Annotated in this window: 24 protein-coding genes; 10 read left to right on the top strand and 14 right to left on the bottom strand. The window is 67.0% G+C overall.

Features of this window, described 5'->3' with window-relative positions; all coding sequences use genetic code 11:
- Positions 1–1,188 (bottom strand): AAA family ATPase, encoded by a 1,188-nt coding sequence (locus JJJ16_RS01455; protein WP_048673268.1) that lies wholly within the window; start codon positions 1,186–1,188, stop codon positions 1–3.
- Positions 1,185–1,769, bottom strand: coding sequence for an SAF domain-containing protein (locus JJJ16_RS01450; protein ID WP_219751940.1), 585 nt, complete (start codon positions 1,767–1,769; stop codon positions 1,185–1,187). The genes JJJ16_RS01455 and JJJ16_RS01450 overlap by 4 nt, the downstream gene beginning before the upstream one ends.
- Positions 1,770–1,965: 196 nt before the next feature.
- Here JJJ16_RS01450 and JJJ16_RS01445 point away from each other — a divergent pair, with 196 nt between their 5' ends.
- Positions 1,966–2,178, top strand: a complete 213-nt coding sequence (locus tag JJJ16_RS01445; RefSeq protein WP_003793271.1) for a helix-turn-helix domain-containing protein — start codon at positions 1,966–1,968, stop codon at positions 2,176–2,178.
- On the opposite strand, the gene JJJ16_RS01440 is transcribed toward JJJ16_RS01445, so the two are convergent.
- Positions 2,175–2,738 carry a hypothetical protein gene (locus JJJ16_RS01440; RefSeq protein ID WP_219751104.1) on the bottom strand — a complete coding sequence of 188 codons (564 nt, stop codon included), beginning with the start codon at positions 2,736–2,738 and terminating at the stop codon, positions 2,175–2,177. The genes JJJ16_RS01445 and JJJ16_RS01440 overlap by 4 nt on opposite strands.
- Positions 2,739–2,867: 129 nt before the next feature.
- Here JJJ16_RS01440 and JJJ16_RS01435 point away from each other — a divergent pair, with 129 nt between their 5' ends.
- Both JJJ16_RS01435 and JJJ16_RS01430 read left to right on the top strand, forming a co-directional pair.
- A complete protein-coding gene (locus tag JJJ16_RS01435; protein WP_219751103.1) occupies positions 2,868–3,590 on the top strand; it encodes a LysM peptidoglycan-binding domain-containing protein in 723 nt (240 codons plus the stop codon).
- Complete coding sequence (locus JJJ16_RS01430) at positions 3,587–4,078, top strand: Rv3235 family protein (protein WP_225904956.1); 492 nt, start codon at positions 3,587–3,589, stop codon at positions 4,076–4,078. Before JJJ16_RS01435 ends, JJJ16_RS01430 begins: the two co-directional genes overlap by 4 nt.
- Before the next feature lie 82 nt (positions 4,079–4,160).
- Here JJJ16_RS01430 and secA read toward each other — a convergent pair whose 3' ends face one another.
- From secA to mtrA, 6 genes are all read right to left on the bottom strand, one after another.
- Positions 4,161–7,007: a preprotein translocase subunit SecA gene (gene secA, locus JJJ16_RS01425; RefSeq protein WP_219751102.1), complete on the bottom strand. Its 2,847-nt coding sequence runs from the start codon at positions 7,005–7,007 to the stop codon at positions 4,161–4,163.
- 182 nt (positions 7,008–7,189) lie between these two features.
- Positions 7,190–7,834: a ribosome hibernation-promoting factor, HPF/YfiA family gene (gene hpf / locus JJJ16_RS01420; protein WP_003793282.1), complete on the bottom strand. Its 645-nt coding sequence runs from the start codon at positions 7,832–7,834 to the stop codon at positions 7,190–7,192.
- A gap of 174 nt (positions 7,835–8,008) precedes the next feature.
- On the bottom strand, positions 8,009–8,623 hold the full coding sequence (locus tag JJJ16_RS01415) for a competence protein ComF (RefSeq protein WP_318836508.1): 615 nt from the start codon (positions 8,621–8,623) through the stop codon (positions 8,009–8,011).
- A 143-nt stretch (positions 8,624–8,766) separates the two neighbouring features.
- A complete protein-coding gene (locus tag JJJ16_RS01410) occupies positions 8,767–10,398 on the bottom strand; it encodes an LpqB family beta-propeller domain-containing protein (protein WP_219751101.1) in 1,632 nt (543 codons plus the stop codon).
- An 11-nt stretch (positions 10,399–10,409) separates the two neighbouring features.
- A complete protein-coding gene (gene mtrB / locus JJJ16_RS01405; protein ID WP_219751937.1) occupies positions 10,410–12,029 on the bottom strand; it encodes an MtrAB system histidine kinase MtrB in 1,620 nt (539 codons plus the stop codon).
- Entirely contained in the window at positions 12,010–12,693 is a 684-nt protein-coding gene (mtrA, locus tag JJJ16_RS01400; protein WP_219751100.1) for an MtrAB system response regulator MtrA, read from the bottom strand. The genes mtrB and mtrA overlap by 20 nt, the downstream gene beginning before the upstream one ends.
- A 142-nt stretch (positions 12,694–12,835) precedes the next feature.
- Between mtrA and JJJ16_RS01395 the strand changes: the two genes are divergently transcribed.
- From JJJ16_RS01395 to JJJ16_RS01375, 5 genes are read left to right on the top strand one after another with little or no spacing between them, the layout of a single operon-like run.
- A complete protein-coding gene (locus tag JJJ16_RS01395; protein ID WP_219751099.1) occupies positions 12,836–14,176 on the top strand; it encodes a glycerophosphoryl diester phosphodiesterase membrane domain-containing protein in 1,341 nt (446 codons plus the stop codon).
- Positions 14,173–14,805: a DUF4129 domain-containing protein gene (locus JJJ16_RS01390; protein WP_219751098.1), complete on the top strand. Its 633-nt coding sequence runs from the start codon at positions 14,173–14,175 to the stop codon at positions 14,803–14,805. The genes JJJ16_RS01395 and JJJ16_RS01390 overlap by 4 nt, the downstream gene beginning before the upstream one ends.
- Complete coding sequence (locus JJJ16_RS01385) at positions 14,802–15,953, top strand: DUF4350 domain-containing protein (RefSeq protein WP_219751097.1); 1,152 nt, start codon at positions 14,802–14,804, stop codon at positions 15,951–15,953. The genes JJJ16_RS01390 and JJJ16_RS01385 overlap by 4 nt, the downstream gene beginning before the upstream one ends.
- Positions 15,946–17,097, top strand: coding sequence for an AAA family ATPase (locus JJJ16_RS01380; protein ID WP_219751096.1), 1,152 nt, complete (start codon positions 15,946–15,948; stop codon positions 17,095–17,097). Before JJJ16_RS01385 ends, JJJ16_RS01380 begins: the two co-directional genes overlap by 8 nt.
- Positions 17,098–17,104: 7 nt before the next feature.
- The gene (locus tag JJJ16_RS01375) at positions 17,105–18,436 is read left to right on the top strand and encodes a DUF58 domain-containing protein (protein ID WP_219751095.1); all 1,332 of its coding nucleotides are present in this window, start codon (positions 17,105–17,107) and stop codon (positions 18,434–18,436) included.
- 40 nt (positions 18,437–18,476) lie between these two features.
- Here JJJ16_RS01375 and JJJ16_RS01370 read toward each other — a convergent pair whose 3' ends face one another.
- Positions 18,477–19,469, bottom strand: a complete 993-nt coding sequence (locus JJJ16_RS01370) for a stage II sporulation protein M (RefSeq protein WP_219751094.1) — start codon at positions 19,467–19,469, stop codon at positions 18,477–18,479.
- Positions 19,470–19,487: 18 nt separating this feature from the next.
- On the opposite strand from JJJ16_RS01370, the gene JJJ16_RS01365 reads away from it, so the two are divergent.
- The gene (locus JJJ16_RS01365) at positions 19,488–20,318 is read left to right on the top strand and encodes an RDD family protein (RefSeq protein ID WP_219751093.1); all 831 of its coding nucleotides are present in this window, start codon (positions 19,488–19,490) and stop codon (positions 20,316–20,318) included.
- A gap of 2 nt (positions 20,319–20,320) precedes the next feature.
- Here JJJ16_RS01365 and JJJ16_RS01360 read toward each other — a convergent pair whose 3' ends face one another.
- A complete protein-coding gene (locus JJJ16_RS01360; protein ID WP_219751092.1) occupies positions 20,321–20,773 on the bottom strand; it encodes a DUF3499 domain-containing protein in 453 nt (150 codons plus the stop codon).
- 186 nt (positions 20,774–20,959) lie between these two features.
- Between JJJ16_RS01360 and JJJ16_RS01355 the strand changes: the two genes are divergently transcribed.
- Positions 20,960–21,265, top strand: a complete 306-nt coding sequence (locus JJJ16_RS01355; RefSeq protein ID WP_219751091.1) for a metallopeptidase family protein — start codon at positions 20,960–20,962, stop codon at positions 21,263–21,265.
- 8 nt (positions 21,266–21,273) lie between these two features.
- Here JJJ16_RS01355 and JJJ16_RS01350 read toward each other — a convergent pair whose 3' ends face one another.
- The 3 genes from JJJ16_RS01350 to JJJ16_RS01340 are packed head-to-tail and all read right to left on the bottom strand — an operon-like array spanning position 21,274 to position 26,272.
- Positions 21,274–22,818 carry a DUF5719 family protein gene (locus tag JJJ16_RS01350; RefSeq protein WP_219751090.1) on the bottom strand — a complete coding sequence of 515 codons (1,545 nt, stop codon included), beginning with the start codon at positions 22,816–22,818 and terminating at the stop codon, positions 21,274–21,276.
- Positions 22,815–25,979 (bottom strand): glycosyltransferase family 2 protein, encoded by a 3,165-nt coding sequence (locus tag JJJ16_RS01345; RefSeq protein WP_219751089.1) that lies wholly within the window; start codon positions 25,977–25,979, stop codon positions 22,815–22,817. Before JJJ16_RS01345 ends, JJJ16_RS01350 begins: the two co-directional genes overlap by 4 nt.
- Positions 25,976–26,272, bottom strand: a complete 297-nt coding sequence (locus JJJ16_RS01340) for a WhiB family transcriptional regulator (protein ID WP_003793312.1) — start codon at positions 26,270–26,272, stop codon at positions 25,976–25,978. Before JJJ16_RS01340 ends, JJJ16_RS01345 begins: the two co-directional genes overlap by 4 nt.
- Between the last annotated feature and the right edge of the window lie 262 nt (positions 26,273–26,534).

Genomic DNA, 26,534 nt, shown 5'->3' with positions numbered 1-26,534 from the left:
TCACAGTGTAGGCACCCACCGCTCGACAATCGCCTGCAACGCGTCGGAGGCGTCGCAACGCGCACCGTTTTCGCCCAGAGCCTTGCCTCGCAGGGATGCCCGCCCAACGCCCTCATCCTCGGGAACGACATGGAAAATGCAGTCGGGCATAAAGGCGCCGATCGCCGCCTGCAGGGAGGGCACGGGGTGCGGGCCGATAGCTGCGGTGCTTACGCGGTTGACGATCACCTCGACCGGAATGTCGCGCTCTTGCTCCTCCCACCACCGCGCCAGGAACGAAAGCCGGTTGATGCCGACGATGTCACCGCGCGCAACGATGACGAGCCGATCGGCGCGCTCGAGCACCCCGAGCGCGGCATCGTCACGGTTGGCCCCGCGCGAGGCCTTTTCCAGCGAGGTCGACGCAATGTCAACGACCGAGTAGCGGGCGCTCAGGCGCAGTGCCCCGACGATGGATTCGATGCCGGGTTTGCTCACTTCGCGCCAGCGGTGTGGCGTCACGAGGCCCGTGATGACGTGCAGGTTCTCGGAGCGCATGACGGCTGCCCCGAGCGTGTCCGCGGGCGTGATGGGGCCGCGCGAGGCCGTCCGCGCGAGGGTTGACAGACCCGACGCATGGACGGGAAGGCCCAGCAGGTGCGCGATCGTCGGGTTGGCGGTGTCCGCATCGACGAGGAGGGTGGGCCCGTGGGCGGACAGCGCGGTCGCGATGCCGACGGCGAGGGTCGTGCGCCCGGGCGCGCCGGATGTCCCCCAGACGGCCAGCACGCTGCCCGGAGCGGAGGGCGGAGGGGGCGGCGGGGGCGCGGACGAGGCAGGGGCAGGGGTCGAGCGGCGCGTGCGCGTCGCCGCGATGAGAGAGTTGACGACCTGGTCGGGGCTGCCGGGCGCGGCGACCGAGGCGACCCCCAGGGCGATGAGGCGGGAGCGCTCGTGGTGCGCAGCGAGGGCGACGACGACCATCCCGCAAGCGCGCAGCGATTCAACGGTCTCGATCGTCAGGTCGGGGTCGGATCCGTCGATGACCGCGAGGTCGGCGAGGCCGGCGCGGGCCGCGGCGACGACCTCGGCCAGGTCAGCGCAGCGCCGGACGATGGCGAGGACATCCGATCGGCTCTGAATCGCCTGGATGAGGGGTGCCTCGTAGCGTTGATCGGCGAGGACGACGACCCCGTGGACGGAGCTCACGGCGCCCCCACTGGGACGGCGGCCAGCTCGTCGGTTGAGGACTGCGCGGCGAGGAGAACCGGCATGGACTGGGCGTTCGCGAGGATCTCGATCCGCTGGCCACGGTGCGACTGGGACGAGGCCTCGATTCGGCGTACGAAGGTGAAGGTCCCCTCGATCTCGCGCGCCTGATTGCCAGCCTGTCCCTGCGTGCGCGCGGGGATCGTCCACAGCCGGATCCGCGTTCCATCGGCGACCCCGTCGGGCAGCCCAGCGCTGACCGTGACGGCCACGCGCAGCATGTCTGTCTGCGCTGTTCCGCTGTCCCCGTGCGACAGATCCGTGCGCATGACGATCTGGCCGGGGGTGATCTGGCGAGTCGCGACGGACCCCATGGGAGCCTCCGACGTGGGAACGTAGACGTCCGAGTCGACGCTGAGGACAACCTCGCGGACGTTGTCGGCGGTGAGGGCGTCCCCCGGGGCGATGGTCGTCGTCGCGGTGTAGACGCGGCTTCCTCCCCGTAGGAGGCCGCTGAGGGCACTGAAGGCGAGCACGGACGCGATGATGAGGACCAAGCCGATAACGAATCGACGGTCCATCTTGCCGGGGGCGCGCGTCGGGATCGACACTGAAGCTGAGACGCGTTTCACTCTTCTATGATGCACGCTCAACCGAAAAAGCGGTAGGTTGCCGACTATTCATCAGAACCAACCGATCCGATCGGCAAAATGACGCGTAAAAAATTGCCGACTCAAACCAATCAAACGAAGCAACCCCAACTGATAGCATGTTGCCATGGCAACACGATTCCTCACTCTCGCTGACGTCGCCGAGACCCTGAATCTCACGATGTCAGCCACCCGCGCCCTCGTTTCCTCCGGCGAGCTCCCGGCCATTCAGGTCGGCGGCAAGCACGTGTGGAGGATCGAAGAATCGGTCCTGGAGCAGTTCATCCAGGATCAATACGCCGCGACGCGCGAGCGTCAGAAGGCGGAAAACGCTCACTAGTCGGCCAACCATCGCTGGCCGAGCACGCGGAGTCGACGAAGCCCCGCAAGTGCCAGCGACACGGTCATGCCACCTACTTCATCCCGGCCGTCATAGGTGAAGGCCTCTCCATCCAGGGCGACATCGACGTGGTCCGCGTAGACCGCGTCGATGACTCCCCTGTGGTCACCCCCGTCGGATTCGATGACGACTCCGACACCGCGTGCACCTAGTTCGCGCAGAACATGGCCAACACCCACGCCTCCTCGCACGGAGGACTCGCGCGCAACACTACGCCCGAGTGGCCAGGCCGCGACGATTGCGGAGAGCATGATCAGGCTGTCGTCGCGACTTCCACGCAGGAGCACCCACGAGCGGGTCGAATCGAGCACCGATCCGGTGATCGTCGAGCCGCCTCGCAGCGCCAGCGTAATATCGCCGTCCGCACCGGCCAGGCGGGCAGACAGGGTAACCGAGGCACGCTCGGCATCGGTGAGCTCGTCGATGAGCGCATCGAGATCGCGACCGCGCTCATCATCGAAGCGCGCTTCCAGCTCGGCAATGAACGCTGACATATCCATGCCCCTACGATGCCACATTCATGCGCCACACATCACATTTAGATAACATGAACTGATATCTATTGACATCTTTCACTATGAAGCGGATAGTTAATGCATCGAATCCGTCCACTCAATGAAGAGTTCACCATGACTGATGATTCACTGACCGTCGCCGGCCAATCACACCTCACCGACGCATTTCTCTGGCTCGTTGGTGCCCCGCTGTGCCTCCTCGACGCACTCTATCTCTCCCACCTCGCTCCACCCCTGAGCGCAGAGCGTCCCGAGACGCTCATCCTCTGGGTTCTCGGCATTGCTGCCCTCGCGCTCCTGGCGTGGAGTCTCCTATGCTCAGCGTGCGCTCACCTCGCGCTCCTGCGCGTTGCTCCGCCCGCGGCGCGCGCTGCTGCACGTTTCTTCGTCTCCCGTTGCGGCACCCGTCTCTCTCGCTCTCTGCTAGCGCGCGCCGGAGCCAGCGCATTGATCGGCTCCGCACTCGTCACCGCAGCGCCCGCAGCGGCTTCCCTGGCGGCTCCGCAGGAACAGACCTCCCCCGCCGTCTCATTGACATGGGCGGATACCCCCGGAGTTCCTTCCCCCGACCAGGAGGCGACACAGCCTGCTCCGGCCACATTGCCCGTGCCCGCGCAGGATGCACCGGCGCCGGACACGCCCGCTGGCCCTACCACGATCACAGTCACGCCGGGCGATTCACTCTGGTCGATCGCTGCCTCCCTGCGCCCCGATGCGGACAACGCACGTATCGACGCCACCTGGCGGGCAATCCACGCGGCCAACTCCGAGTCGGTCCACGACCCCGCTCTCATCTACCCCGGACAGACACTCGCCATCCCCCAGGACCTGCCATGAGCACCCAAATCGCGCCCCGGCCTCGCGCCTCCGAGGCCCCCAGACGACGGACCAGCACGAGGCCCACCCCCACCCGTCCGATCCAGCCCGCCCCGTTCCGGTGGAGTCAGGATCCTGAGTTGGCCTACAGGGCAGCCCCGTTGCCGACACCAACCCACTACGTCACCCTCCCGAAAGAGAGTCTCCCAGACCCCGGGCCGTGGGCGGCGAACCTCGCACGCGCCATCGTCGAGGTCGTCACGGGCGTTCGCCAGGCACCCCAGCTACGCCGTTGGATGTTGCCCGATCTCTACGGGGCTCTCGTGTGCGTCCACATGTCCCCGTGCGCACGGGGAACGAGGCCCGTCCACGTACGCACGTGCCCCGTCGACGAGCGCACGACAGAGGCCGCCGTCATCGTCTCCACGGTCTCGCGTACCTTCGCCCTCGCCCTGCGGCTCGAGGAGTACCACGGGCGATGGATCACGACGGCCCTCGAACTCGCCTGACGGACCGGCCACGCGGCTCGACGGATACACAAACGGGTGAGGGGGCTCCCGCAGGAACCCCCTCACCCGTGACGTGTACCGATCAGCGGCGGCGACGCTTCTTAGCGGCAGCGCGACGCTCCGCGCGGTTGCCGCTCGACGAGGACGCGGCCGACTCGGTGCCCTCAGCGGAGCTGTAGCTCACACGGCTGGGCGCCTTCGCGCGGCCCACGTTGCCCATCACCGAACGGGCGTGGGCAACGGCCTCACGCGCGGCGGCGGAGGCCGCAGACTCGGCGGCGGCAACGTCCTCAACGCTGGGCTCGGAGGAGGACGACGAGGCCTCCTCCTGCGCGGGAGCGACGCTGGCTGCGGCGATCGAACCGCCGGCTTCCTCCTCGGCGGCGGCCAGGGCGCGCTCGAACTGCTTGGCGTAGGAGAACACCTGCTGGACGGACTCCTCGCGGATGCGCTCGACCATCGCCTGGAACATCTGAGCACCCTCGTCCTTGTACTCGACGAGCGGGTCGCGCTGACCCATCGCACGCAGGCCGATGCCTTCCTTCAGGTAGTCCATCTCGTAGAGGTGCTCGCGCCACAGGCGGTCCACCACGGAGATGACGACGCGACGCTCGAGAGTACGAATGGGCTCATCGCCCAGCTGCGCCTGCGCCAGCGGGTTGGCGTTCAGGCGATCCTCTGTGTCCGCGTAGACGGCGTGGATGTCGCCGACCAGCTCGGTCACCAGATCGTCGCGCACGAGGGACGCAGCACCACCGTGCTCCTCCTCGACCTCTTCGATCGTGACCGACGGCGGGTAATAGGCGCGCAGGTGCTCCCACAGGGTGGGCAGATCCCACTCGTCCACGGGCTTGTCGGCGATCGCCTCGTCGACCAGGCCGGTCACGAGGGACTCCATGAACGCGCGCATCTGCGGGCCCATGTCCTCGCCCTCGAGCACCTTGCGGCGTTCGGCGTAGATCGTCTCGCGCTGACCCGTCATGACGTCGTCGTACTTCAGGACGTTCTTACGGATCTCGAAGTTGCGGGCCTCCACCTGACGCTGGGCCGACGCGATCGAACGCGACACCATGCGGTTTTCCAGCGGCATGTCCTCCGGGTAGGCGCCCGAGGCCATGATGCGCTGGGCCATGCCCGAGTTGAACAGACGCATCAGGTCGTCTTCCATCGACAGGTAGAAGCGGGACTCGCCCGGGTCACCCTGACGGCCGGAACGTCCGCGCAGCTGGTTGTCGATACGACGCGACTCGTGGCGCTCCGAACCGAGCACGTACAGGCCGCCCAGCTCGCGCACCTCCTCGCGCTCGGCCTCGACGGCCTCTTCCGCAGCCTCGAGGGCCTTGGGCCACGCCTCGCGGTACTCCTCCGGGTTCTCCTTCGGGTCGAGGCCCTCGGCCGCCAGGTTCGCCTGGGCGAGGAACTCCGAGTTACCGCCCAGCATGATGTCGGTACCACGGCCGGCCATGTTCGTGGCCACCGTGACCGCGCCCTTGCGGCCGGCCATCGCGACGATGGCGGCTTCGCGGGCGTGCTGCTTGGCGTTGAGCACCTGGTGCGGAATGTGCTTCTTCTTGAGCATCTGCGAGAGCAGCTCAGACTTTTCGACCGAGGCGGTACCGATGAGGACCGGCTGGCCGGCCTCGTGGCGCTCCACGACGTCCTCGATGATCGCGTTCAGCTTGCCCTTCTCCGTCGGGTAGACGAGGTCGGACTGATCCTTGCGGATCATCGGCTTGTTCGTGGGGATCGGGATGACGTCGATCTTGTAGGTCGACGCGAACTCCGCGGCCTCGGTCTCGGCAGTACCGGTCATGCCGGAACGCGAGCCCTCAGGGTACAGACGGAAGTAGTTCTGCAGCGTGATCGTGGCGAGCGTCTGATTCTCGGCCTTGATCTCCACGCCTTCCTTGGCCTCGATCGCCTGGTGCATGCCGTCGTTGTAGCGGCGGCCCGGCAGGACACGGCCCGTGTGCTCGTCGACGATGAGGACCTCGCCGCCGTCCACGATGTAGTCGCGGTCCTTAAAGAACAGCTCCTTGGCGCGGATCGCGTTGTTGAGGAAGCCGATCAGCGGGGTGTTCGCAGCCTCATAGAGGTTCTCAACGCCCAGCTGGTCCTCGACCTTATCGATGCCCGGCTCCAGGATGCCGACGGTCTTCTTCTTTTCGTCGACCTCGTAGTCCTCGTCGCGCTTCAGCAGACGCGCGATGCGGGCGAACTCCACGTACCAGCGGTTCAGGTCGCCGTCAGCGGGACCCGAAATGATGAGGGGGGTACGGGCCTCATCGATGAGGATCGAGTCAACCTCGTCGACGATGACGAAGGCGTGGCCGCGCTGGACCATATCCTCGGGCACCTGCGCCATGTTGTCGCGCAGGTAGTCGAAGCCGAACTCGTTGTTCGTACCGTAGGTGATGTCGCAGGCATACATCTCGCGGCGCTCGGCAGGCGTCTGACCCACGAGGATACAACCGCAGGTCAGGCCCAGGAAGTTGTAGACGCGGCTCATGATGTCCGACTGGTACTTCGCCAGGTAGTCGTTGACCGTCACGACGTGCACGCCCTTGCCGGTCAGCGCACGCAGGTACGACGGCATCGTGGCGACCAGGGTCTTACCTTCACCGGTCTTCATTTCGGCGATCTTGCCCTGGTGCAGGGCGATACCACCCATGACCTGCACGTGGAAGGGACGCATGCGCAGGATTCGCCACGAGGCCTCACGGACCGTCGCAAACGCCTCGACCAGGATGTCGTCCAGGGTCTCGCCATCCTCGAGGCGATCCTTGAACTCCTGGGTCTTAGCCTGCAGCTCCTCGTCGGTCAGAGCCTCAAAATCCTCCTGCAAGGCATCAACCTGCGACGCAAGCCGATCCAGCTTGCGCAGCATACGCCCTTCGCCAGCGCGAAGGATCTTGTCAATAATCGACACGAATAGCTCCTGACGTTAATCGCCCGCCCCCTTGTAGAGCGGACAGTCAAATCCACCCATTAGTTTACGAACTAACTGCCCAAAGTGGAAACGCCCGCGCGAACTATGGACGTATTTAACGCTCACAGCGCACACGGGAGCGCCCCGGGCATGGTGCCCGGGGCGCCGCGGTCCTTCAACCGTCAGATTGTCGTGTTCAAGCGAAGCACGCCGTACGTCCACCCGTGGCGGTGGTAGACGACGCACGGCTGGTTCGTGTCCTTGTCGACGAAGAGGAAGAAGGGGTGGCCAACCATCATCATCTGATCCAGGGCCTCATCCACGCTCATCGGCGGGGCCTCGTGCACCTTCTGACGGACGATGATCGGGGTATCACCCCACTGCTCCTCGCGAGCCTCTCCGACCTTCAGGTCCTCAGCGCTACGCAGCGGCTTGGGAGCCTCGGGTTCGAATGTGGCCGTCTCTTCGACGACGGGAGCTTCGAGGATTTCGGCTTCGGCCAGGTCGCGCGGGTACCGGCGACGGTGGTCCTTCACGCGATCACGCAGGCGGCGCAGGCGCTCGTAGAGCTTGCCGGCGGCGATGTCGACGGCCGCGTAGCGATCAGCGGACTGAGCCTCAGCGCGGATGATCGGGCCCTTACCGTAAACGGTCAGCTCGATGCGCTCGGCAGTGTCGGCCTGGCGGGGGTTACGTTCGTGAGTCAGCTCCACATCGACGCGCTGAGCGCGGGGGTAGAACTGAGTGATCTTCGAAACCTTCTCCTCCACGTATTCCCGGAAATTCGGGTGAATCTCGGCATTACGTGCGACGACGGTGATGTCCATGTGTTTCCTCCATGGTGTGCGGCGGGCGTCGTTGCCCGCAGGTGGGGATTGTTCGGTGCTCACTGCCCGAACCGTGGTCTGAGCTATCACCTCCCGCACTGACGTGAGGAGCGTCCCTGCTGCTCACGCTATCGAAAGTCTGTACGCACATCATACCCCAGCCGGTGACCTGCGTCATGAGATAAGCCCGGGTCGGCACAGAGTCACAACCGCATCAAGCCCACCCAACACACGCTCCATTTCCCGAACCGTCGCGCCCGTCGTCACCACGTCATCCACCGCAACAACACGCACGCCAGGCCCCGGGACCGCGAGCGCCCGCATCGACCCCATGCGCCCCACCGTGCGCTGCGCCCCGGCCTTGCCCGACTGGGAGGTCGCACCCACGCGCAGCCGCACAGCGTCCACCACCCGCACGCGCACACGCACACCCGGAGTCGCGCTCGCCGCGAACGCCCGAGCAACAGCGCGCGCCAGCGGCAGCGCCACCTGCCTACCCCGCAGGCGCCTCTTCCACGACGAGGGCGCGGGCACCACCCACACCTCCACCGCTCCCCCGGTCGGCGTTGCCCTCCCCTCCAACGAACCCACAGCGGCAGCGGGCGACCCAGCCACGCCCAGCACCCCACCCAGCGCGGTGCCGAGGCGGGCCCCGGCCTCGTCGAGAAAATCGGTGACGTCCGTACGTGCGGAGTGCTTGGCGGCAAGGACGATGCGGCGCAGCGGCCCGTCGTAGTCCCCCATGGCCACCAGGGGAAGGGGGCCTCGCACGCCCTCAAGCGATGCCACGTGCGCGGGGCCGCCAGCCAGGGAGCGACACGACGGACACAGGACCTCGTCCCAGGCGCGGCACCCGGCGCATTGCACGGGAAGGAGCGCGCCGACCAGCCCCCGTATCAGGCCCCAGACTCCGCTCCCGCCCACCACGGTTCTTACCCCGCGTATCGGGCGGAGGTGAGGGACTCGGGGGCGTTTTGCCACAGGGCGCCCGAGCGGATGAGCACCTGCGCCTTACCGGCGGCATCGGTGCCCGAGATGACGACCGCGGAGGAAGACCCACCGGCGCTCATCGATGTCACGCGAATCGGGAGGGACACGTTCGAGGGCAGACCGCCGAGGGGCAGCGTGACCAGCTGGTCGTCCTCGCCGGTCGCGCGCACAACGAGCACGATGCCCGTCGATGTCGTCCATGACGCGTCGACAACCGAGCCGTGTTCGAGCGGGATTTGTTCGAGGGCACGGATCGCCAGCGGGCGCCCGGAGGCTCCGCGTTCGACGACACCGACCCACGCGCTCGCGTCGCTTCCGCGCAGGACGAGGGCGCGCGTGCCGTCGGGAGAGATGCGCACCGCGTGGATCTCCCCGGCGCTCTCGGACTCCACGCTCACGCTGAACGCGCCATCGACTCCCCCGCCGACGCTCACCGACGAGGCCGTGGCGGGGCCCCACACCCATCCGAAGCGATCCACCGACGGGCCAAGAGGCGCCTGTCCGGGCAGGAATGCGACCGACGTTCCGCCGCGCTGCGCGTACACACCGTCGGTACCGCTCCAGGCAACCAGCGAGGGGTCCACTGGCGAGACTGTCGGGTTGGAGGCATCGGTGGTGCTGGTCAGGCTCGTCAGCCCCGACGATGACACGATCCCCACCCCGTCGGGGCCCGCCCCCACGAGAGTGTCGAGAGAGTAGGTCGGGGGCACCGGGATCCCCTGCGTATCCAGCACATCACCGGACAAAGAGACGCTCACCTGCGTCACGTCCGCCACCTGGGTGAGGGTGCGGGTGAGCTCCCACGCGAGGTTCGCACGCGCCCCCTCGGTCGCGGGCAACACCGCGTTCAGTTCCACGCGCGCCACCCCGTCGACGACGTCGAGTCCCTGGGAGGGCACGGTCGTGCCCGGCGGGATTGCGTTCGCCGTGACCGGCTCGAGAGATTGACGCGGCCCTTCGACGAGGCCCGCGAGCAGGTGGGAGGCCAGGCGTCGCGACGGATACCAGCGAGGATCGGCGACCAGGTCCCCGCCCTCTGTCGTCGGGAAGTAGAGATTTGCGAGCGAGAACGAGGCCGTGAAAGACGCCCGACTCATGAGGACCATGTTCTCGGGGTTGTTGATGCGCCACTGTCCGTCTTCGCGCACAAGGGAGAAGGTGCGCGTCACGGTCGAGGCAGCCACGCGGGTCAGCACGCCCGACGCGTCGATGCTGGCCACGCCGAGCACGGAAACCGTCACGTCTACCTCGGAGCCATTCTCAGATCCGGCTGTGACCGCAGGGGCCGTGTCCGTGTCGTAGATGAGGATTTCCGTCTCCGGCTGCCACGAACGCGCCGAGGTTGCGCTCAGGAACAGGCGCGCGGTCGCGTAGTCATCCTGGGGGCCGGCGGCACACGCCAGCAGGAAGTCACTCACCAGGGTCGCGGCGTCCGCCCCATCGGAAGGGCCCTCCGCGGAAAACTGGATGCCGCTGCCGTCCCGAGCTGACACGTCGAAGGGCGCGGGTGCCGAGGAGGTGGGCAGGGAGGTACATCCCGCGAGGGCCAGGCATGCGGCGACGGCAAGTGGCATCAGGCGGTGTCTCATTCTTCCTCCCACAGGGCAAGGGGGCGGCTGGCGATCTCTTCGCCGGCACGTTTGGGCAGCGTCATGAGGAAGGACGCGCCGCGACCGGGTTCTCCGTACGCCTGCAGGCGTCCTCCGTGGATGGCGACGTCCTCAGTTGCGATCGCGAGGCCGAGGCCGGTACCGCCAGTCGTGCGGGCCCGGGCGGTGTCGGCGCGGTAGAAGCGATCAAAGACGTGGTCGGCGACCTCCTGAGTCATGCCGACCCCGCGGTCGCGCACGCGGCATGCGACGTCGGTATCGGTCGCGGCGAGCGTGATCGTCACGGGCGTGCCGTCGGCATGCTCGATCGCGTTGACGACGAGGTTACGGATGACGCGCTCGATACGGCGTTCATCAATCTCGGCCGCAACTCTGCCCTGTGCCACGATCTCGACGCGCACGTTCTGTCGCTGCGCGAGCTCCGCGCAGCCTTCGACGACGCGCAGGACGATCGGTCGCAGGTCGCGGTCCTCGGCGTCCAGCAGGGCGCTGGCAGCGTCGTAGCGGGAGATCTCCAGCAGGTCCGCGAGCATCTGCTCCATGCGTTCGGTCTGGTCATGCAGGAGCTCGGCGGATCGACGCGCGTGGGCCGGCAGCTCGTCCCGGTTGTCCCACACGATGTCCTCCGCCATGCGGATCGTCGTCAGCGGGGTGCGCAGCTCATGGGAGACATCGGAGACGAAGCGCTGCTGGAGCTTCGCGAGCTCGTCGTAGCGCGAGATCGTGTCCTGGAGCGAGGAGGTCATCGCATTGAAAGCGTGCCCGAGGTCGGCCATCTCGTCGTCCCCATGCACATCCACGCGCACATCGAGGTCTCCCTTCGAGGCCTTCGTCGCAGCTTGGGCGGTGACTCGCACGGGCAGCAGGAGGCGATGCAGCAGCGCGAACACACCTATCGGCAGGGCCACGATGATGGGAAGCGCAGAAAGGACGAGGACCCGCAGTACCACGTCGACCTGCGCCTGATCGGCGGACAGCGAGTAGAGAATGTAGAGCTCGTGCGTGCCTGCGCGAGGCAGCTGCACCTGAGTGCCGACGAGAATTCCGGGGACCACCTTGTCGGAGTCGCTCGAGCGGATACCAACCGACTGCCACTGCGCGCCCCCGCCCGAGACCGCGGTGCGCATCTGCGGGGTGATCAGCGCGCGCATCTGCTCATCCTCGATCTGGTTGATACGCAGCGACGCCGCGGCTCCCTCCGAGCGCAGCAGCGCCACGTTCGTCGCACCCGCGCCGGCCGCCGAGGCCTTGAGCGATGCCAGCGCACCGCGCGCGGACTCCTGAACCTGCGCGGGAGAAGAGGCCGTGGACGAGGAGAACACGGATTGCGCGGATGAAAAGCGCAGGGACGCGTCAGCCAGGATTGCATCCTTGCGCGTCTCGAACATGGAGGTGCGCAGCTGGGAGGCGATAATCACCCCAAAAACGAGGAGAATAACGAGCGCGGCGACCGTAATCGCCAGGGCGATGCGGGCGGACAGGGAATGCCGAATACGACTGGCGAGGTGAGAGGAGGCGAGAAGGGACCACGGCCTCGACGATGCGACGGCACGCAGCAGATCCTTGAGCGCGTCCCTACGCCCCTGCGCCGGCACGGTACCCAACCCCGCGGACTGTGACGACCAGCTCGGGACGCTCCGGGTCGCGTTCGATCTTGGAGCGCAGGCGCTGCACGTGGACGTTGACGAGCCTGGTGTCGGCGGCATGACGGTAGCCCCACACCTGCTCAAGGAGTTCCTCGCGCGAGAACACCTTCCACGGCGAGCGCGCCAGGGTCACCAGCAAATCGAATTCCAGAGGAGTCAGCGCAATGACGCGCCCCTCACGCTTGACGATGTGGCCGGCAACGTCAATCGACAGGTCCTGGAGGGACAGGCCCTCATCGGCCTGCGATTCCTCACGGCCCCGCAGCCGCGCGCGCACCCGAGCCACGAGTTCCTTGGGCTTGAAGGGCTTGGGAACATAATCGTCGGCACCAGCCTCGAGACCCGTCACGACATCAGAGGTATCGGAACGGGCGGTCAACATAACGATCGGAGCGTCCGAAACCCGACGGATCGCGCGGCACACGTCAAAGCCGTCCATACCGGGCAGCATGACGTCCAGGAGGACCAGGTCCGGATTGTGCTCTTGAAATTGAGCCAACGCAGCGGATCCGTCGGCACAGAAGACGACGTCATAGCCCTCGTTCTGGAGGACAATGCCGATCATCTCAGCCAGGGCGACGTCGTCGTCGACGACGAGGATGCGCGAACTCATATCACGATAGTGTCACGAAATCGTCACGAACGCAGGAGACTCGCGCAGCCATCCCTCAATTTCTCCCCGAGATAAGGTTTCGCGCAAGTTGCGCATGTGGCAGGATGGACACTGTAGAAGCACCATCAACACGGAGGCATCAATGAGCTCCCCCTGGACCTCTCCCGATCCGTCCGCCCCCTACCAGGGATGGACGCCGCAGCCCGAGTCCGGCGCACCGACGCCCCAGCAGGGCTACGGGGCCCAGCCGGGCTACGGCGCTCAGCAGGGATACACGGCCCCCCAGGCCCCCCAGGGATACGGAGCCCAGCCGGGCTACACCGCACCCCAGGCCCCCCAGGGATACGGAGCCCAGCCGGGCTACACCGCACCCCAGGCCCCCCAGGGATACGGAGCCCAGCCGGGCTACACCGCACCCCAGGCCCCCACCTACGGCGCACAGCCCACTTATGGCGCACAGCCTGGCTACAACGCCCAGCCCGGAGCATCCGGCTACTCCACCACCAACCGGTGGGGGTGGCAGTCCAAGCCCGGCATCATCCCCTTGCGCCCTCTCACGATCGGTGACCTGTTCAGCGGCGCCTTCGAGGCAATCCGTTCGAACCCGAAGGTTCTCTTCGGCTTCACCGTCGTCATCATGCTGCTCGTGTCGCTCATTGCCAGTGTGTCGATCCTGCTTTCGGGCCTCGGATACGAGTCCGTCGCCAATACTGACTACGATCCCCAGGCACTCCAGCAATCGTTGGAGGATCGGTCCAACGTTCTCCTCCTGCAAATGATTTCGAACTTGGTGCAATGGATCGTCACGTTCGCGGGAACGAGCATCCTCACGGGCCTGCTGGCCTCGACTGTCTCCCAGATGACGGTCGGCAGGAAGCTGACGTTGAGCGAAGCGTGGGCGATGACGCGCAAGCGACTCGGATCGCTCCTTGGCTCCTTTGCGTTGACCGCGGTCATCACAATGATCCCGGTCGTCCTCTGGATCGTCGCCGTCTTCGCCTCACTCGCCGCATTGATGGGTGGCAACGATGATTTGTGGTGGCTCGTTCTTGTCGCCTTCGCTGCTATTATCCCCGTCTTTATCCTCATCTATTTCTTCCAGATCAAGCTGCTGTTCGCTCCTATATGCGCGGTGCTGGAGGAGATCGGTCCCGTCGCTTCGCTGAAGCGTTCCTGGTCGCTCGTCAAGGGTGAGTTCTGGCCGACTCTCGGCCGCTTCCTGCTGCTGAACCTCGTCGTCGGCTTCATCGGCGGATTCATTGGATTCGTCATCGGCCTCATCGGCGGCCTGGTCTCCTTCGCGGCGACGTCCGACCCCTCAAGCCCGATCGGCTCTGCCATCGCCATGTTCTTCGTTATGCTCGGCTCCTCGCTGTTGCTGCCGTTCTCTGCATCGTTCGAGACGCTCATGTACACGGATCTGCGCATCCGTAAGGAGAACTTCGCCGCGGTCCTCGCCCAGGCAAGCGCACAGCAGCAGTGATCACCCTGCTCTCCTGCGACGCTCCGCTGACCCCCGATGAGGGGGAGGCGCACGAGTGGATCGTTGAGGAACTCTCTCACAGCGAGTACGCGAATGTTCCCAACCCCATCGCGCGCTGGGTTGCGTCGCTCATTGACTGGTTCTGGGACGCCCTGTCCTGGAAGGGGCAGGGCACTCCCCCGGTCTCCCTGATCTTTATGATCGTGGGAATTATCGCGGTCGCCGCAATCATCATTGCGCTTATCCTCAACCCGATCCGCCTCGCCAAGCGCGTCTCTCCGACCGTGTTCGAGGAGGAGGCCAGCGAAACGGAGGCTCAGGCCTCGTTCGACGAGGCCGTGGCAGCCCAGGACTGGGACCTGGCCTACGTGTGGGCGTACCGTCTCATGGTTTTGGGCCTGGACGCTCAAGATGTCGTGACTTCCACGCCCGGCTTGACGGCGCGCGAGGCGGCACACGCTGCGACGCGAGTCGCGCCCATGTTCGGCCCCCAGCTCGATCAGTTTGCACAGGCCTTTGACCAGGTGCGCTACGGCCGCTCCGGCGTTTCATCCGATCAGGTTGAGGCGTTGCGCCGCTTCACCCCGGACCTCCTGCGCGCGTGCCACGATGCGGAGGTGGCATCGTGAAAGCCACACAGGTCGCTGTCGTCACTCCGACGGCGCGCGAGCGCTTCGCCGCGGCACGTCCGATGATCATCATCGTCGTATTCTCGCTGCTGTTAGTGATCGCGGCGTCCATCCTGCCCACGGCTGGGTACAACAACGCCCCCGTCGGTATTCGGAATAAGGGGGGCGACGGGGCGCGCGCCCTCGCCCAGGTGCTGGGCGACCACGGTATTTCCGTGCGTGACGTGAACGCGCAGCAGGCGGCGTCGGTCGACGAGAATACAACTCTCGTCGTTATTTTCCCGTCGCGTATGACCGAGGAGATGGCGAAGGCTATCGAGACGCGCACGAACGTCGTCTACGTGGGCCTCGAGGAGGATCACGGGTCATACTCCGTCTACCTTCAGGGCTTGCGTTCCAGTCGCAAATACAGCAGCAAGACGTGGCTCACCCCCGGCTGCACCTCCGACATTGCGGACCGTACCCAGCATCTGCAGGCCTCGGACTACGTACTGTCCGGCACGACCGACGGATGGAATCTGTGTTTCTCCGACGACGGCAGGAACTACGCGTACGCCGAGCGCTCGGACTCTGGCCGATTCCGCGCTCTGATCCCCGACTCCCTGCGCCTGCGCAACCGCGCGATCTCCGAGGGAGGAAATGCCGCGCTGGCAATCAACGCGATCGGCCGGACCCCGAAGGTCGCATGGTATTCGCCGACGCGCACCGATACCCCGACGGGCACATCGACGCAGGAGATGCTCACATCCCCGTACCTCATGCCCGCGTTCCTCATGGTCATCGCCGCCTGCCTGCTGGCTGGCCTCGCGCGTGGTCGCAGGCTCGGCCCCCTCACCTCCGAACGCCTCCCCATCGAGGTCCCGGCCTCCGAGACGCTTATCGGCAAGGCCCGCCTCATGCGTTCCCAGCGCGCCTACGAGCACGCCGCGCAGGCACTGCGCAGCTCCACGGCCTCGCGCATCGCGACCGCCCTGGGCGTTGCGCACACCGCCGACCGGGAAGCCCTCACTCACGCGATGGAACAGCGAGGCCTGCCCGCCTCGCGCTGCTCCGCCCTCCTGTGGGGTCCGCCCCCAACCTCCGAAAAGGCGCTCATCCGCCTTGCCAATGACCTCGACGCTCTCGAAAAGGAGATTCGCCATGACTAGCCCGATCCCCGGCCCCGCGCCCGAGGGCATGCCCCAGCCCGGCCCCATCCCCGCCGCACCGCCGAACGGCTACGCTCCGCAGGGCGCGCCGGCCCCCTACGCACCCCAGGTGCAGGTCGCCCCGCAGGACGCCCGCGCCTCGTTCTCTGCGCCCACCGGCGAGGGCTGGTCGGGCCGCGCGCTCAATGAGACCGAGAAGCGTACTCAGGAGGCGCTCCTTGCCCTGAAGGCGGAGATCGGCAAGGCGGTCGTCGGCCAGGATGCCGCGATCAGCGGGCTCATCGTCGCCCTCGTCGCGGGCGGTCACGCGCTCCTCGAAGGCGTGCCCGGCGTCGCCAAGACGCTGCTCGTGCGTACCCTGTCGCGCGCCCTCGACGTGGACATGGCGCGTATCCAGTTCACCCCCGACCTTATGCCCGCCGATATCACGGGCTCGATGGTGTGGGACGCCGGGCAGTCCGAGTTCGTCTTCCGTGAGGGCCCCGTCTTCACGAACCTGCTGCTCGCAGACGAGATCAACCGTACGCCTCCGAAGACCCAGTCGGCCCTCCTCGAGTCGATGGAAGAGCACACCGTCTCGATCGACGGCGAGACCCGTCAGCTCCCCGAGCCGTTCATGGTGATCGCGACGCAGAACCCCGTTGAGTACGAGGGCACCTACCCGCTGCCCGAGGCCCAGCTGGACCGTTTCCTGCTCAAGCTCGAGCTGCCACTGCCGTCGCGTGAGGCCGAGATCGACATCATCGCACGTCACCAGGCGGGCTTCAGCCCGATGGCGCTGGCCGAGGCAGGCATCCGCCCGGTCGCCAGCGCAGCCGACATTCAGGCTGCCCACGCGGTGGCATCCCACATCGAAGTCTCACCGGCCGTCATGGCCTACCTCGTTGATCTGTGCCGCGCGACGCGCACCTCCCCCGCCGTGCGTCTGGGCGTGTCTCCCCGAGGCGCGACCGCGCTGCTGCGCACCTCGCGCGTGTGGGCGTTCCTCCAGGGCCGCGGCTTCGTCACCCCCGACGACGTTAAGACGATGGCTCCCGTGACGCTCGCACACCGCCTGGGTCTGCGCGCCGAAGCCAACCTCGAGGGCGTTACCGCCACGGACGTCGTCGCCGGTGTCCTCGCGGCTACCCCCGTGCCCCGCTGAGGCCCCCGTGGCGATTTCAGCGCGTAGCGCGCTCCTCGTACTGGTCGGGCTTATTCCCCTCGCCTTCGCCCCGTCCCGCGCTCTGGCGTGGGCGTGGTGTGGCCTCGTCGTGGCCGTGTGCCTCCTCGATGCCTTCGCCGCGCCCTCCCCGCGCACCCTGCGTCTCAGCCGTGACGTGACCGGGCCGATTCGCGCTGACCAGACCACCGAGTCCCGCCTGCGGCTGACAAACACGACGAAGCGCCACATGAACCTGGATGTGCGCGACGCGTGGCCCCCTTCGCTCGATCCGTCGCCGGTGCGCCAGCGAGTGCGACTGCGCCCGGGCACCTCCGAGCGCGTCTCCACGGTGCTCGCCCCGACCCGGCGCGGCACCCGCGAGGCCGACGTCGTCACGATTCGCTCGTGGGGTCCCCTGCACCTGGGAGCGCGCCAGGTGAGCCTGTCCGCTCCCCTGTCCCTGTCGGTGCTCCCCGAGTTCAAGGCGCGCGTCCTGTTGCCCTCGCGCCTGGCCCGCCTCCACGAGCTTGAAGGAACCACACCGACGACGCTGCGCGGCGCGGGAACCGAGTTCGATTCCCTGCGCTCCTACGTCGTGGGCGACGATCCGCGCGACATCGACTGGCGCGCGTCCGCGCGTTCGACGGAACTGATGGTGCGCCAGTGGAGGCCCGAACGCGACCGCCACGTCGTGATCGTCGTGGACTGCGGGCGCGCCTCTTCGGCCCTGCTCGGAGCCCCAGAGCACGAAGAGGTCGACTCTATCGCGCTGGGACGCGCCCCGCGCCTCGACTCCTCTATCGAAACCGCCCTGCTTCTCGCTGCCCTGGCCGACCGTGCGGGCGACAAGGTGCACCTCATCGTCCTCGACTCGGCTGTCCGCGCACGCGTGTCCGGCGTGCGAGGAGCCAAGGTCATCGAGACCCTGGCCCACACGTTTACGGATATTTCGCCCCGCCTGGACGTCACCGACTGGTCGGAGATGGTCAGCACGGTCGAGCAGACCGTTCATCATTCCGCGTTCGTCGTTATCGCAACGAAGATTCCGCCGGCCGGCATGGAAACCGAATTCACCGACGCGCTAGCGCGTCTCAGCGACCGCCACACGGTGCTGGTTGCATCGGCAACCGATCCGGACGAAATCCGGGCTCGGGCAGGACGCGAGGACGCCGAGCAGGTGTTCCTTGCAGCCTCCGCTTCCCTCGCCGAGCGATCCGACGAGGCGGGAGCCACCGACGCTCGCCTGGCCGGCGCTCTGACCGTGCGCGCCTCGGCGGGTCTGCTTCCCGCCCGGACCGCGGACCGCTACATCGAGCTCAAGAAGAGCGGCCGACTCTGAGCCGGGCCTGCTTCGCGCGCGTTGACGCCGCGTGAGAGCCTCACCCCGAGACGGGCTGGTAGTAGCCGGCGTCAATGCCGACGTCGGCGCTACCGCCCGCCTGGTGCGCGCGCCGCCCGAGGATGAGGATGTATGCCCACACGGCGGCCGTCATGAGAGCACCGAGGGTGATCTTGACGGCGTCAGGCAGGTCGGAGGGCGTCACGAAGCCCTCCAGGACGCCGGATCCGGCCAGGAGGATGGCACAGCCCGCCGCGACCGTCATCGCGCTACGAGCCGCCTGTCCGACAGCCTGGAAGCGCGTCATCGGACCCGGCACGAGCAGCGACCAGAAGACGCGCAGGCCCGCCGCAATCGAGATGAAGACGGCGGTCAGCTCGGGAAGTCCGTGCGGCAGGATGAAACGGAAGAAGTGCCAGACTCCGCCGTAGCTAAAGACGATGGCCGTTGAGGTGCCGATGCTCGTGGCGTTCTCCCACAGGATCTTCAGCGGGTAGACGCCCGTAATCCCCGTGGCCACGCCCACCAGGGCGATCCAGGCATTGTTGGCCCACACAGACAGGCCAAACTCCGCGTTCGTGTCCTGGTGGTAGTACTCAACGAACGCGCTCTGCGCATAGTACTTCAGTTCCTCAGGGGTACCCAGCTCGTTCATGACGTCCGGGTGACTCATCAGGTAGTGCGCTTGGACGCCGGCGATGGCAATGAACGCTGCCATCACGGCCACGATCACCCAACGGATCCGGTAGAGCGTGAGCGGCAGGGACACCGTGAAGAAACGCGCGATAACGGTTCCGGAGAGGCCGCCGGTGCCCGCGAGACGCCCGCGCGCGGCGGACAGGATGCGCGACAGCTCCGCGATCACGTCGGGATCGGGGTTGAGCGTGCGAACGCGCGCCAAATCCGTTGTGGTCGAACGGTAGAGACGGTCGAATTCGTCAATCTCGTCGCCAGACAGCGAGCGCTGGCGCGTCAGCTGTTCCAGCCGTTTCCATTCCGTTTCGCCACTTACCCGCAGCACATCAATGTCCATTGGACTAGCGTGTCATATATGAGCACGCAACGCAGTCAATCGAGCGCCATTCAAGACGACTTTGTGCGCACGGGCGAGGCAGTCACCCTGGACGTGACGCCAGCCTCGCCTCCGGAGCGCTTCGCCGCCGCCGTGATGGATGCGACGACGTACTTGATGTGCACGGTCGTGCTGTTACTCATGGCCGTCAGGTTTACCTCGCCGTCCCCGTCGATCCAGCGCGTGATCATCATCGGCTTCTTCTCGACGACGATGTTCTTCCTGCCGCTGGTCGTCGAGATCGCGACCCGTGGGCGTTCGTTTGGGAAGTGGGCATTTAACCTGCGGGTCGTGCGCGACGACGGCGGTGCGATCACCGCCCGCCATAGCGCAGTGCGCGTCTCGACGGGCATTCTGGAGAACTGGGCGACTTTCGGTGGCCTCGCGGCACTCGCGGAGATCATGAGTTCAAAAGGCAAGCGCCTGGGCGATCTGGCGGCCGGGACGATGGTGTGTTCGCAGGGCGCATCCGTGTTCTACCCGCCGCTCGTGCTGCCGCCGGGCCTCGAAGACTGGGCACGCACAGCGACGATCCTCCCCCTCGACGATGCCCTCGTCGCGGAGGCTCGTGCCTTCCTGCAGTCGAATCGCTCGTTGAAGACGGACGTTCGAGGACAGGTCGCCGTCTCGCTCGCACAGCGTCTGTCGCGTCGCGTGCAGACTCCCCTCCCTGATGGCCTCCACCCGGAGGTTGTGATTGCGGCCGTGCTGGTGGCCCGCAGGGATCGCGACTGGGGTCGGGAGGCTGAGCGTCGCTCGCGAGGCCAGGCTCGTTTCCACGAGGCGACGCAGGCTCGTTTCGGCCTGTAGCCCTAGTCGTTGTCCTCGGTGTCCGTGCCGTCGACGACGGTGAACTGGGCGCGGCGTCGCGCGTAGGGGCTCGACGGATCGAGCGGGCTCGAGGTGTCGGGGGTCCCCACGGAACGCGCCGGCCCGAACGGTCCGGTAGTCGGCTTGCGGGTCTCCTGAGGCGGTGCCGGAGCTGCCTGCGCCTCCTGGGCGACCCTGCGCACGGCATCGACGAGCGCCGCGAGGTCATCCCCCGAGGGCGGAGCGGGTTCGAAGGTGGTTGCCAAACGCACGACCTGCCAGCCGAGCGGCGCGGTGAGGTTGTGCGCGTGTTCGTCGCACAGGTCGTAAGAGTTAGGGTCGGCGACAGTCGCGAGGGGGCCGACAACGACCGTCGAGTCGCGGTAGTCGTAGGTCAGAGTGGCGACAGCGACCGTGGAGCAGCCGGGCTTGGAGCAGTGGCGTTGGGCAATCACGCCCCTAAGAGTACGACACTCTGTGCCCGTATCGCCCGCTTCGGCGCGCCATACGCCTACCCTGAGGGGGTGTTTCCTACGCGCCGCCATGTCTCGAGTCGCGACCGCCACGGCCGCGGTCCGCGCGGTCCCCTATTTTTCCCGGGAACTCCGGCGTGGAGGACGCGGCGTGAGGACTTCGATCTGATGGTCGGCGAACTCGTCACCGAGCTCATTCGTCGATGGCCGCAGGTGGCCACGATCGAGTTTGCGGTCGAGGATGTTCCCCCGTCGAATCCTGCTCCCTGGGAGTCTCACAACGTCGTCGTCGCGCGTATTTTCCCGGCGGATCGGCGTCGCGGTCTGCACGATCGTATCGTCGTCTATCGCCTGCCGATCACGCTACGGTGCGCCCCGGAGGAGGTCGCGGTTATGACGCGCAGGGTATTGATCGAGCGCATCAGCCACATCCTGGCGTTGCCGCCGGACGAGATCGACGACGCGATGCACTGAGCGGCGCTTCAGTTGGTGGTGCGGATGGCGCCGCTGACGGCGCTGATGCCTTCTGTACCCACGTTCCACGTCGTGGTCATGCGACCCACAGCTGTGTCCGCAGAGACGACGATAGCCGCCTGGATCGGAGAGTCCGCGCTGAGGGTTCCACCGTTGTCAGGCAGGTCCACGAGGGTGGGGATCCCGGGTGCAACGTAGATGGTGCGCCCGCCCACGCGCACGGCGACCGCTCCGGGTGTGGAAGCAGACGTACCGCTCGACTGTGGGTCCTGATCGGCGCCGGACTGGCTCGTCCCGGACTGCCCACCGCTCGGCGAGGGTGAGGCCCAGATGTCAGGGGTTGCGCTCGGACTGGGGGCATCCGATGAGGCGACGCCTTGATCATTCGACGAGGCCTGGGCGTCCGCGGGTGCGTAGAGCAGGAGGCTCGCACGCACGTTGGTGACGCCCGAATTGGTGGCCAGGGAAGTGGCACGGATCGGCGTCGTGGAGAGGACCTGGCGTCCCATGCCCTCAATCTGGGTGGCGCCGGGAATAGTCGCCTCAGTCAGGGCTGTGGCGGGAGTCGCGTTGGACCGCATGATCCAGGCACTCGCTCGCTGCGCCCACGGCGCACCGAGGGTGATTGTCGTCGTCTGAGCCACGACCTCGCGATCGGAGGTCACGATGAGCGTGATCGGACTGGAGTCGCTGGACGCGCCGTCGAGGGGCATGTCGAGGGTCGTGCCTTCGGCGACCGTCGCCTCGCCTCCAGCCAAGGGGTGCACGCCGGTCGAATCGGCGACGGAGACGCTCACGTGGGCATCTCCCGACGGCGAGGCAAGGCGCAGCAGGGAGGTTCCCTTCGGGTCCACGCCGAGGACGGTCTGCGTGGTTGCGGGCACGACCGCGGACGCCAGGGTGGTGCCCTGCGGGATTTCACCGTTCATCAGGGAGGCCTGCGCCCAGGCGGCAACCCCTCCCCCGTCGGCGGTCACATGCACGGCCAGTGCGCTCTCGTCGGGGAACCATCCGGCGAGCAGCACCGAGGCCGAGGAACGTGCGGGGACTGTCACCTGACGCGGCGCTGCGTTGAGCGGCCCCGACGCGCCGTACCCATCGATGCTGACGACCGAGGCTGTGGGGCCGGGGTTGGACAGGATCAGGACCATGTCGGCACCCGCGGTGGTCGCGCCGGTCGCGATCCACTGAGATGTGCGAGCGGCCGCACAGCCGACGGCGCTGAGGCCGGCGAGTTCACCGCCGCCCTGACCGGCGAGGGTGAGGGCCGTCGGGATGACACCGCCCTGCCCTGTGACAGAAGCGGGTGCGGGAGATACGGGAGCCGTCGCCAGCGAGGACCAGGTGGTGCCCGCCGCGACGTTCGTGGTCTCAAAGGGATTGACAATGCCGGAAGGGCAAGCGAGCTGGACCTGTGAGGGGTGCGCGCTCTGCGCAGTACCTTCCACCATGGCAGGAGCAGACGACACCCACATGGACGCCGAGGCCACAACCGCAGCGGCGATCCCCGCTCCCATCAGGGTGGTCAGGGAGTTGGCTGGGCGCTTCGTCATCTCTTCCTCCACGCGGATAGGGCGCTTGCTGCGGCGACGACCAGGCACACGCCAGAGGCAATCCGCCAGGGGATGATCCACCACGCGCTGTAAGTGAGCGTCAGGTGCCCTGCGGTAGGCATCTCGAAGGCTTGAGACCATCCGTCGGCTGCTTCAGTGGCGGCCAGGGCGGTGCCGTCGACGGATGCGCGCCATCCGGAGTCGGCGCGCTCGGCGAGGATCAGGGTGCCGCTCGCATCAACGTCTCCTCTGACGCTGAGCTGGCTGCCGCCGACCGGGGTAGTGACGCCGGACGCCGACTCGACGCGGACGCGCGATGGGGTCACGCCGCCCGGGCGCACACGCCAGACGGTGCCCGAGTTCGTGTCGCCGACCTTTTCGAGGCCGGAGGCGCGGTCGAGTCCGGAGGTCAGGGCCTGGGATCCGCTGGCGCCCAGGGGCACCAGAATCGTGTCGATATCGTGGGCGGCCAGGGTCGCCACGGTCTCGTCATCGGGGTAGACGACGAGCGTGTAGGCCGCCTGAGCAAGTGACGACGTCGCGGGGTCGCGCAGGACTCCTTCCGCAGCGCCCGAGCGAGCCTGAGCGAGGGCGAGGGCGCGCGTTGCCGGCGACCCATCGGTCAGGGAGGGGCCCGAACCGCGCCACAGGAACGCGTTGACTGTGCCGTTCGTGGGGTCGCCGTCGAGGACGAGGATGCGTCCCGCGCGCGTCGAGCGCTGAGCCTGCGAGGCGACAGCGGAGACGATCGGCGAGGACATCGGGGAAACGGTCGAGCGCTGCGCGAGCGTGAAGGTCGGGGTGTCCGCTGCGTCGCCACGTGCGGCGAAGGCGGAGGCCGCCGCGCCTCCTCCTGCTCCTAGCAGAACGAGCGCGCTCAGGGCGCCGAGCGCTCGCACGGTGAAGGGATGCGAGCCGTCCCATGCGGGGCGAGCATCCTCGGCCTCATCTTCGTTGCCCGAACCAGATCGGGCGGCGAGCACGAGCAGGGCACCGACAGACAGGGACAACGCGGGGGAGGTCCATGCGTGAGCGACGAACGCCCCAGAGATTCCCACGCCGATCTGTGCGGCTGCCCAGCCGGCCGCCGCGGCCACGAGGGCTCCGCAGAAGGCGAGCGCAGCGAAGCGAGTACGCAGGCGCAGGAGAGCAATGCCCGCGGCGGCAATCACGCCGGCACCGATAATGCCCAGGGCAGCAGCCTCGAGGGGCGTTGACGGCGCGGCGGGCATGCCGAGCATCGCCATCCACGAGTCGGCGCGCGTGTAGGCGTGCACTCCCCCGCTCGTCGAGGCGAGCGCCGGCCATGCCGAGGGGCGCGCCACGATCGAGACGTAGGTGGGAACGAGGAGGACGACGGCGGGCAGTGCCACGAGGAGAGACCGACGCGACCGCCACGCCAGCACACCCGCACCCAGCGGGAGTGTCCAGGGAGCGCAGCAGGCCAGAACGACGAGGGCAAGAGCGGCGCATCCGCCGTTGACTCCACGCGGACGCAGCGGGGCCTCATCGACGCCGCCGGCACCGGCTACCAGCAGAGGCTTCGGCTGACCCACACAGTAGGCAACAAAGACCGGCAGGGCCGCGTGCGCGAGGGTCGCTGCGAGAACGCCGTGCGTGGCGCTCATGAGCAGGGAGGGGGCGAGTGACCAGGCAAGGGACACGAGGAAGCGGACGCGTAGCGACGAGGCGAGCACCCGCGAGGGAATCCATGCCACCATCGCGGCGATCGGCGTTGATGCGACAAGCAGGAAGGTAGCAATCGCTCCCGGGGTGATGCCCATGGGTACAAACGGAGCGCTGAGAATCGCCATGAGGATCGTCAGCGGATCAGCCCCGCCGGCGTACCCGTCACCACCCGGAATCCACGCAGACCACGCGGCGGCCCACAGCTCGGACCACGAGGAGGGCAGGGACACCCACGCGCCACCCACGAGGCCCCCCGCCGTCCCCCACCACTGCATGAGTGCCAGGGCGGCAGTCAGGATGAGGAGCCCCAGGGCAGTTGATGCCGAGCGGAAGCGGTAGCGCCGCATCGAGGCAACAACCAGCGGATCGATCCGCTCTCCGCGCTCATCTTCGTCCACGCCTGCGGGTTCCTTGCGCAGCAGGGCGGGAGCCGTCTCAAGCGCGCGCAGGGCCGAACGGGGAACGCGGCGCGACTTAGCTGCGCGTGCACGCCCCGCCAGCAGGCGCGGGGTCGCGCCAATCAGGGAGACGAGGGCGCCGATTTCGGGCAGGGCCAGCGAGGCACGGCCCGTCAGGATGCGTCCGAGGGCGCGGGCGGGGCTCCACACGATGAGCCACAGCGCCAGGAACGGCAGGATGAGGGCGGGCACTGCCTTGCACCAGTTGTACATCTGGGCGTAGCGGCGCTTGCGGAACGATCCATCGGTCGCATCGTTGCCGTCGACGAGGGCATCGGAGACATCCCCGGTCGGTTCACTGTGGTCCGTGTCCGAAGCGGCGTCGAGGCCGGAGTAGAGGGAGACGCGGGCGTGACGCACGCGCGCCTTGGGGGCCACAATCACGCGATATCCGGCCAGGTGCAGGCGCCGCCCTAGGTCGAGGCCATCACCGAAGGGGCCGAGCGCGGGATCGAATCCGCCGACTGCCTCGTAGGCCTCGGCACTGATGAACAGACCGGCGGTGCCGACGCCGAGGACGTCGCTCGTGCCATCGTGCTGGCCCTGGTCGATATCGTCGTCACCAATACGCTCGAGTCGGCGGGCGCTGGCCGTAGCAAAGATTCCGAGTTCAAGGAGACGGCTGCCGTCCCAGCTCATCTGCTTGACGCCGACAGCTCCGACGGTCTTACCGACGGCGGCGGTCTGGATGAGCTCGTCAAGACACTCGGGTTCGGGGGCGCTGTCCTCGTGCAGGATCCACCACCACTGCTCCGACGCAAAGCGGGCACCCTGCGCGTGGGCGCGACGAATCGCGTCGCCGAGGTTGCGGGCGCGGCCGACGCGCACGAGCTCGGCACCGTCGGGAACTCGATCAGCGGGGAAAGGTGTGACGTGGCGCCCTGCGACGTCAATGATGGTCAACGAATGCGGGGCCACCGATTGCTTCTCGATGGCCCGCAAAACGGACTGGGTCAGCGGCGCTTCCCCCCTTGTGACAAGGATCGCACCGACGGAACGCTGCGTCGGACTCAACCGGCCATACGGCGCAAGCGCCGCCTCTCGCGCTCGGACATGCCGCCCCAGATACCAAAGCGCTCGTCGTTAGCCAGCGCGTATTCCAGGCATTCTTCGCGCACCTGGCAGGCCTGGCAAACGGCCTTAGCCTCGCGAGTGGAGCCACCCTTTTCGGGGAAAAACGCCTCAGGATCCGTCTGCGCGCACAGGGCGTGCTGCTGCCACGCAAGGGGGCCGTCAATGCGGGCGTACTGCGCCGCGTCGGCATCCTCGGACCACTCCAGGGGTCCGTCACCGAAGATGTTCCACATTGCGGGAGCTCCTTATAACGAATCGATCAATACGAGAATTACACGCGTGTCGTTGTCGGAAGTCAAGCCGTTTCGCGATATTGAGACCTTTTCCGTAGCACTTGACCCATCGGTAAAACAGTGCCCTATTTCAAGGACTTCACAGTTACTAAGTACTTGGGTCGCTTGGGACCTTCGATATACTTGAAACCATGAACAATAAGTCCTTAGAAACTATGAGCAGGCTCACCCACTGTATCACAGTGATTAACGGATGGTCAGG

It is taken from the genome of Schaalia sp. ORNL0103, from assembly GCF_019429565.1.
In the GTDB taxonomy this organism is placed as follows: Bacteria; Actinomycetota; Actinomycetes; order Actinomycetales; family Actinomycetaceae; genus Pauljensenia.
The sequence above is the reverse complement of the archived record's forward strand: the minus strand, read 5'-3'. Positions and strand labels throughout refer to the sequence as shown.

Coding starts and splice junctions, on each gene's coding strand:
- JJJ16_RS01355 (WP_219751091.1), top strand. CDS start 20,960: ATGGTCGGCGAACTCGTCACCGAGCTCATTCGTCGATGGCCGCAGGTG.
- JJJ16_RS01450 (WP_219751940.1), bottom strand. CDS start 1,769: ATGGACCGTCGATTCGTTATCGGCTTGGTCCTCATCATCGCGTCCGTG.
- JJJ16_RS01340 (WP_003793312.1), bottom strand. CDS start 26,272: ATGTGGAACATCTTCGGTGACGGACCCCTGGAGTGGTCCGAGGATGCC.
- JJJ16_RS01430 (WP_225904956.1), top strand. CDS start 3,587: ATGAGCACCCAAATCGCGCCCCGGCCTCGCGCCTCCGAGGCCCCCAGA.
- JJJ16_RS01395 (WP_219751099.1), top strand. CDS start 12,836: ATGAGCTCCCCCTGGACCTCTCCCGATCCGTCCGCCCCCTACCAGGGA.
- JJJ16_RS01445 (WP_003793271.1), top strand. CDS start 1,966: ATGGCAACACGATTCCTCACTCTCGCTGACGTCGCCGAGACCCTGAAT.
- mtrA (WP_219751100.1), bottom strand. CDS start 12,693: ATGAGTTCGCGCATCCTCGTCGTCGACGACGACGTCGCCCTGGCTGAG.
- JJJ16_RS01370 (WP_219751094.1), bottom strand. CDS start 19,469: ATGGACATTGATGTGCTGCGGGTAAGTGGCGAAACGGAATGGAAACGG.
- JJJ16_RS01380 (WP_219751096.1), top strand. CDS start 15,946: ATGACTAGCCCGATCCCCGGCCCCGCGCCCGAGGGCATGCCCCAGCCC.
- JJJ16_RS01365 (WP_219751093.1), top strand. CDS start 19,488: ATGAGCACGCAACGCAGTCAATCGAGCGCCATTCAAGACGACTTTGTG.
- JJJ16_RS01435 (WP_219751103.1), top strand. CDS start 2,868: ATGACTGATGATTCACTGACCGTCGCCGGCCAATCACACCTCACCGAC.
- JJJ16_RS01350 (WP_219751090.1), bottom strand. CDS start 22,818: ATGACGAAGCGCCCAGCCAACTCCCTGACCACCCTGATGGGAGCGGGG.
- JJJ16_RS01410 (WP_219751101.1), bottom strand. CDS start 10,398: ATGCCACTTGCCGTCGCCGCATGCCTGGCCCTCGCGGGATGTACCTCC.
- hpf (WP_003793282.1), bottom strand. CDS start 7,834: ATGGACATCACCGTCGTCGCACGTAATGCCGAGATTCACCCGAATTTC.
- JJJ16_RS01440 (WP_219751104.1), bottom strand. CDS start 2,738: ATGGATATGTCAGCGTTCATTGCCGAGCTGGAAGCGCGCTTCGATGAT.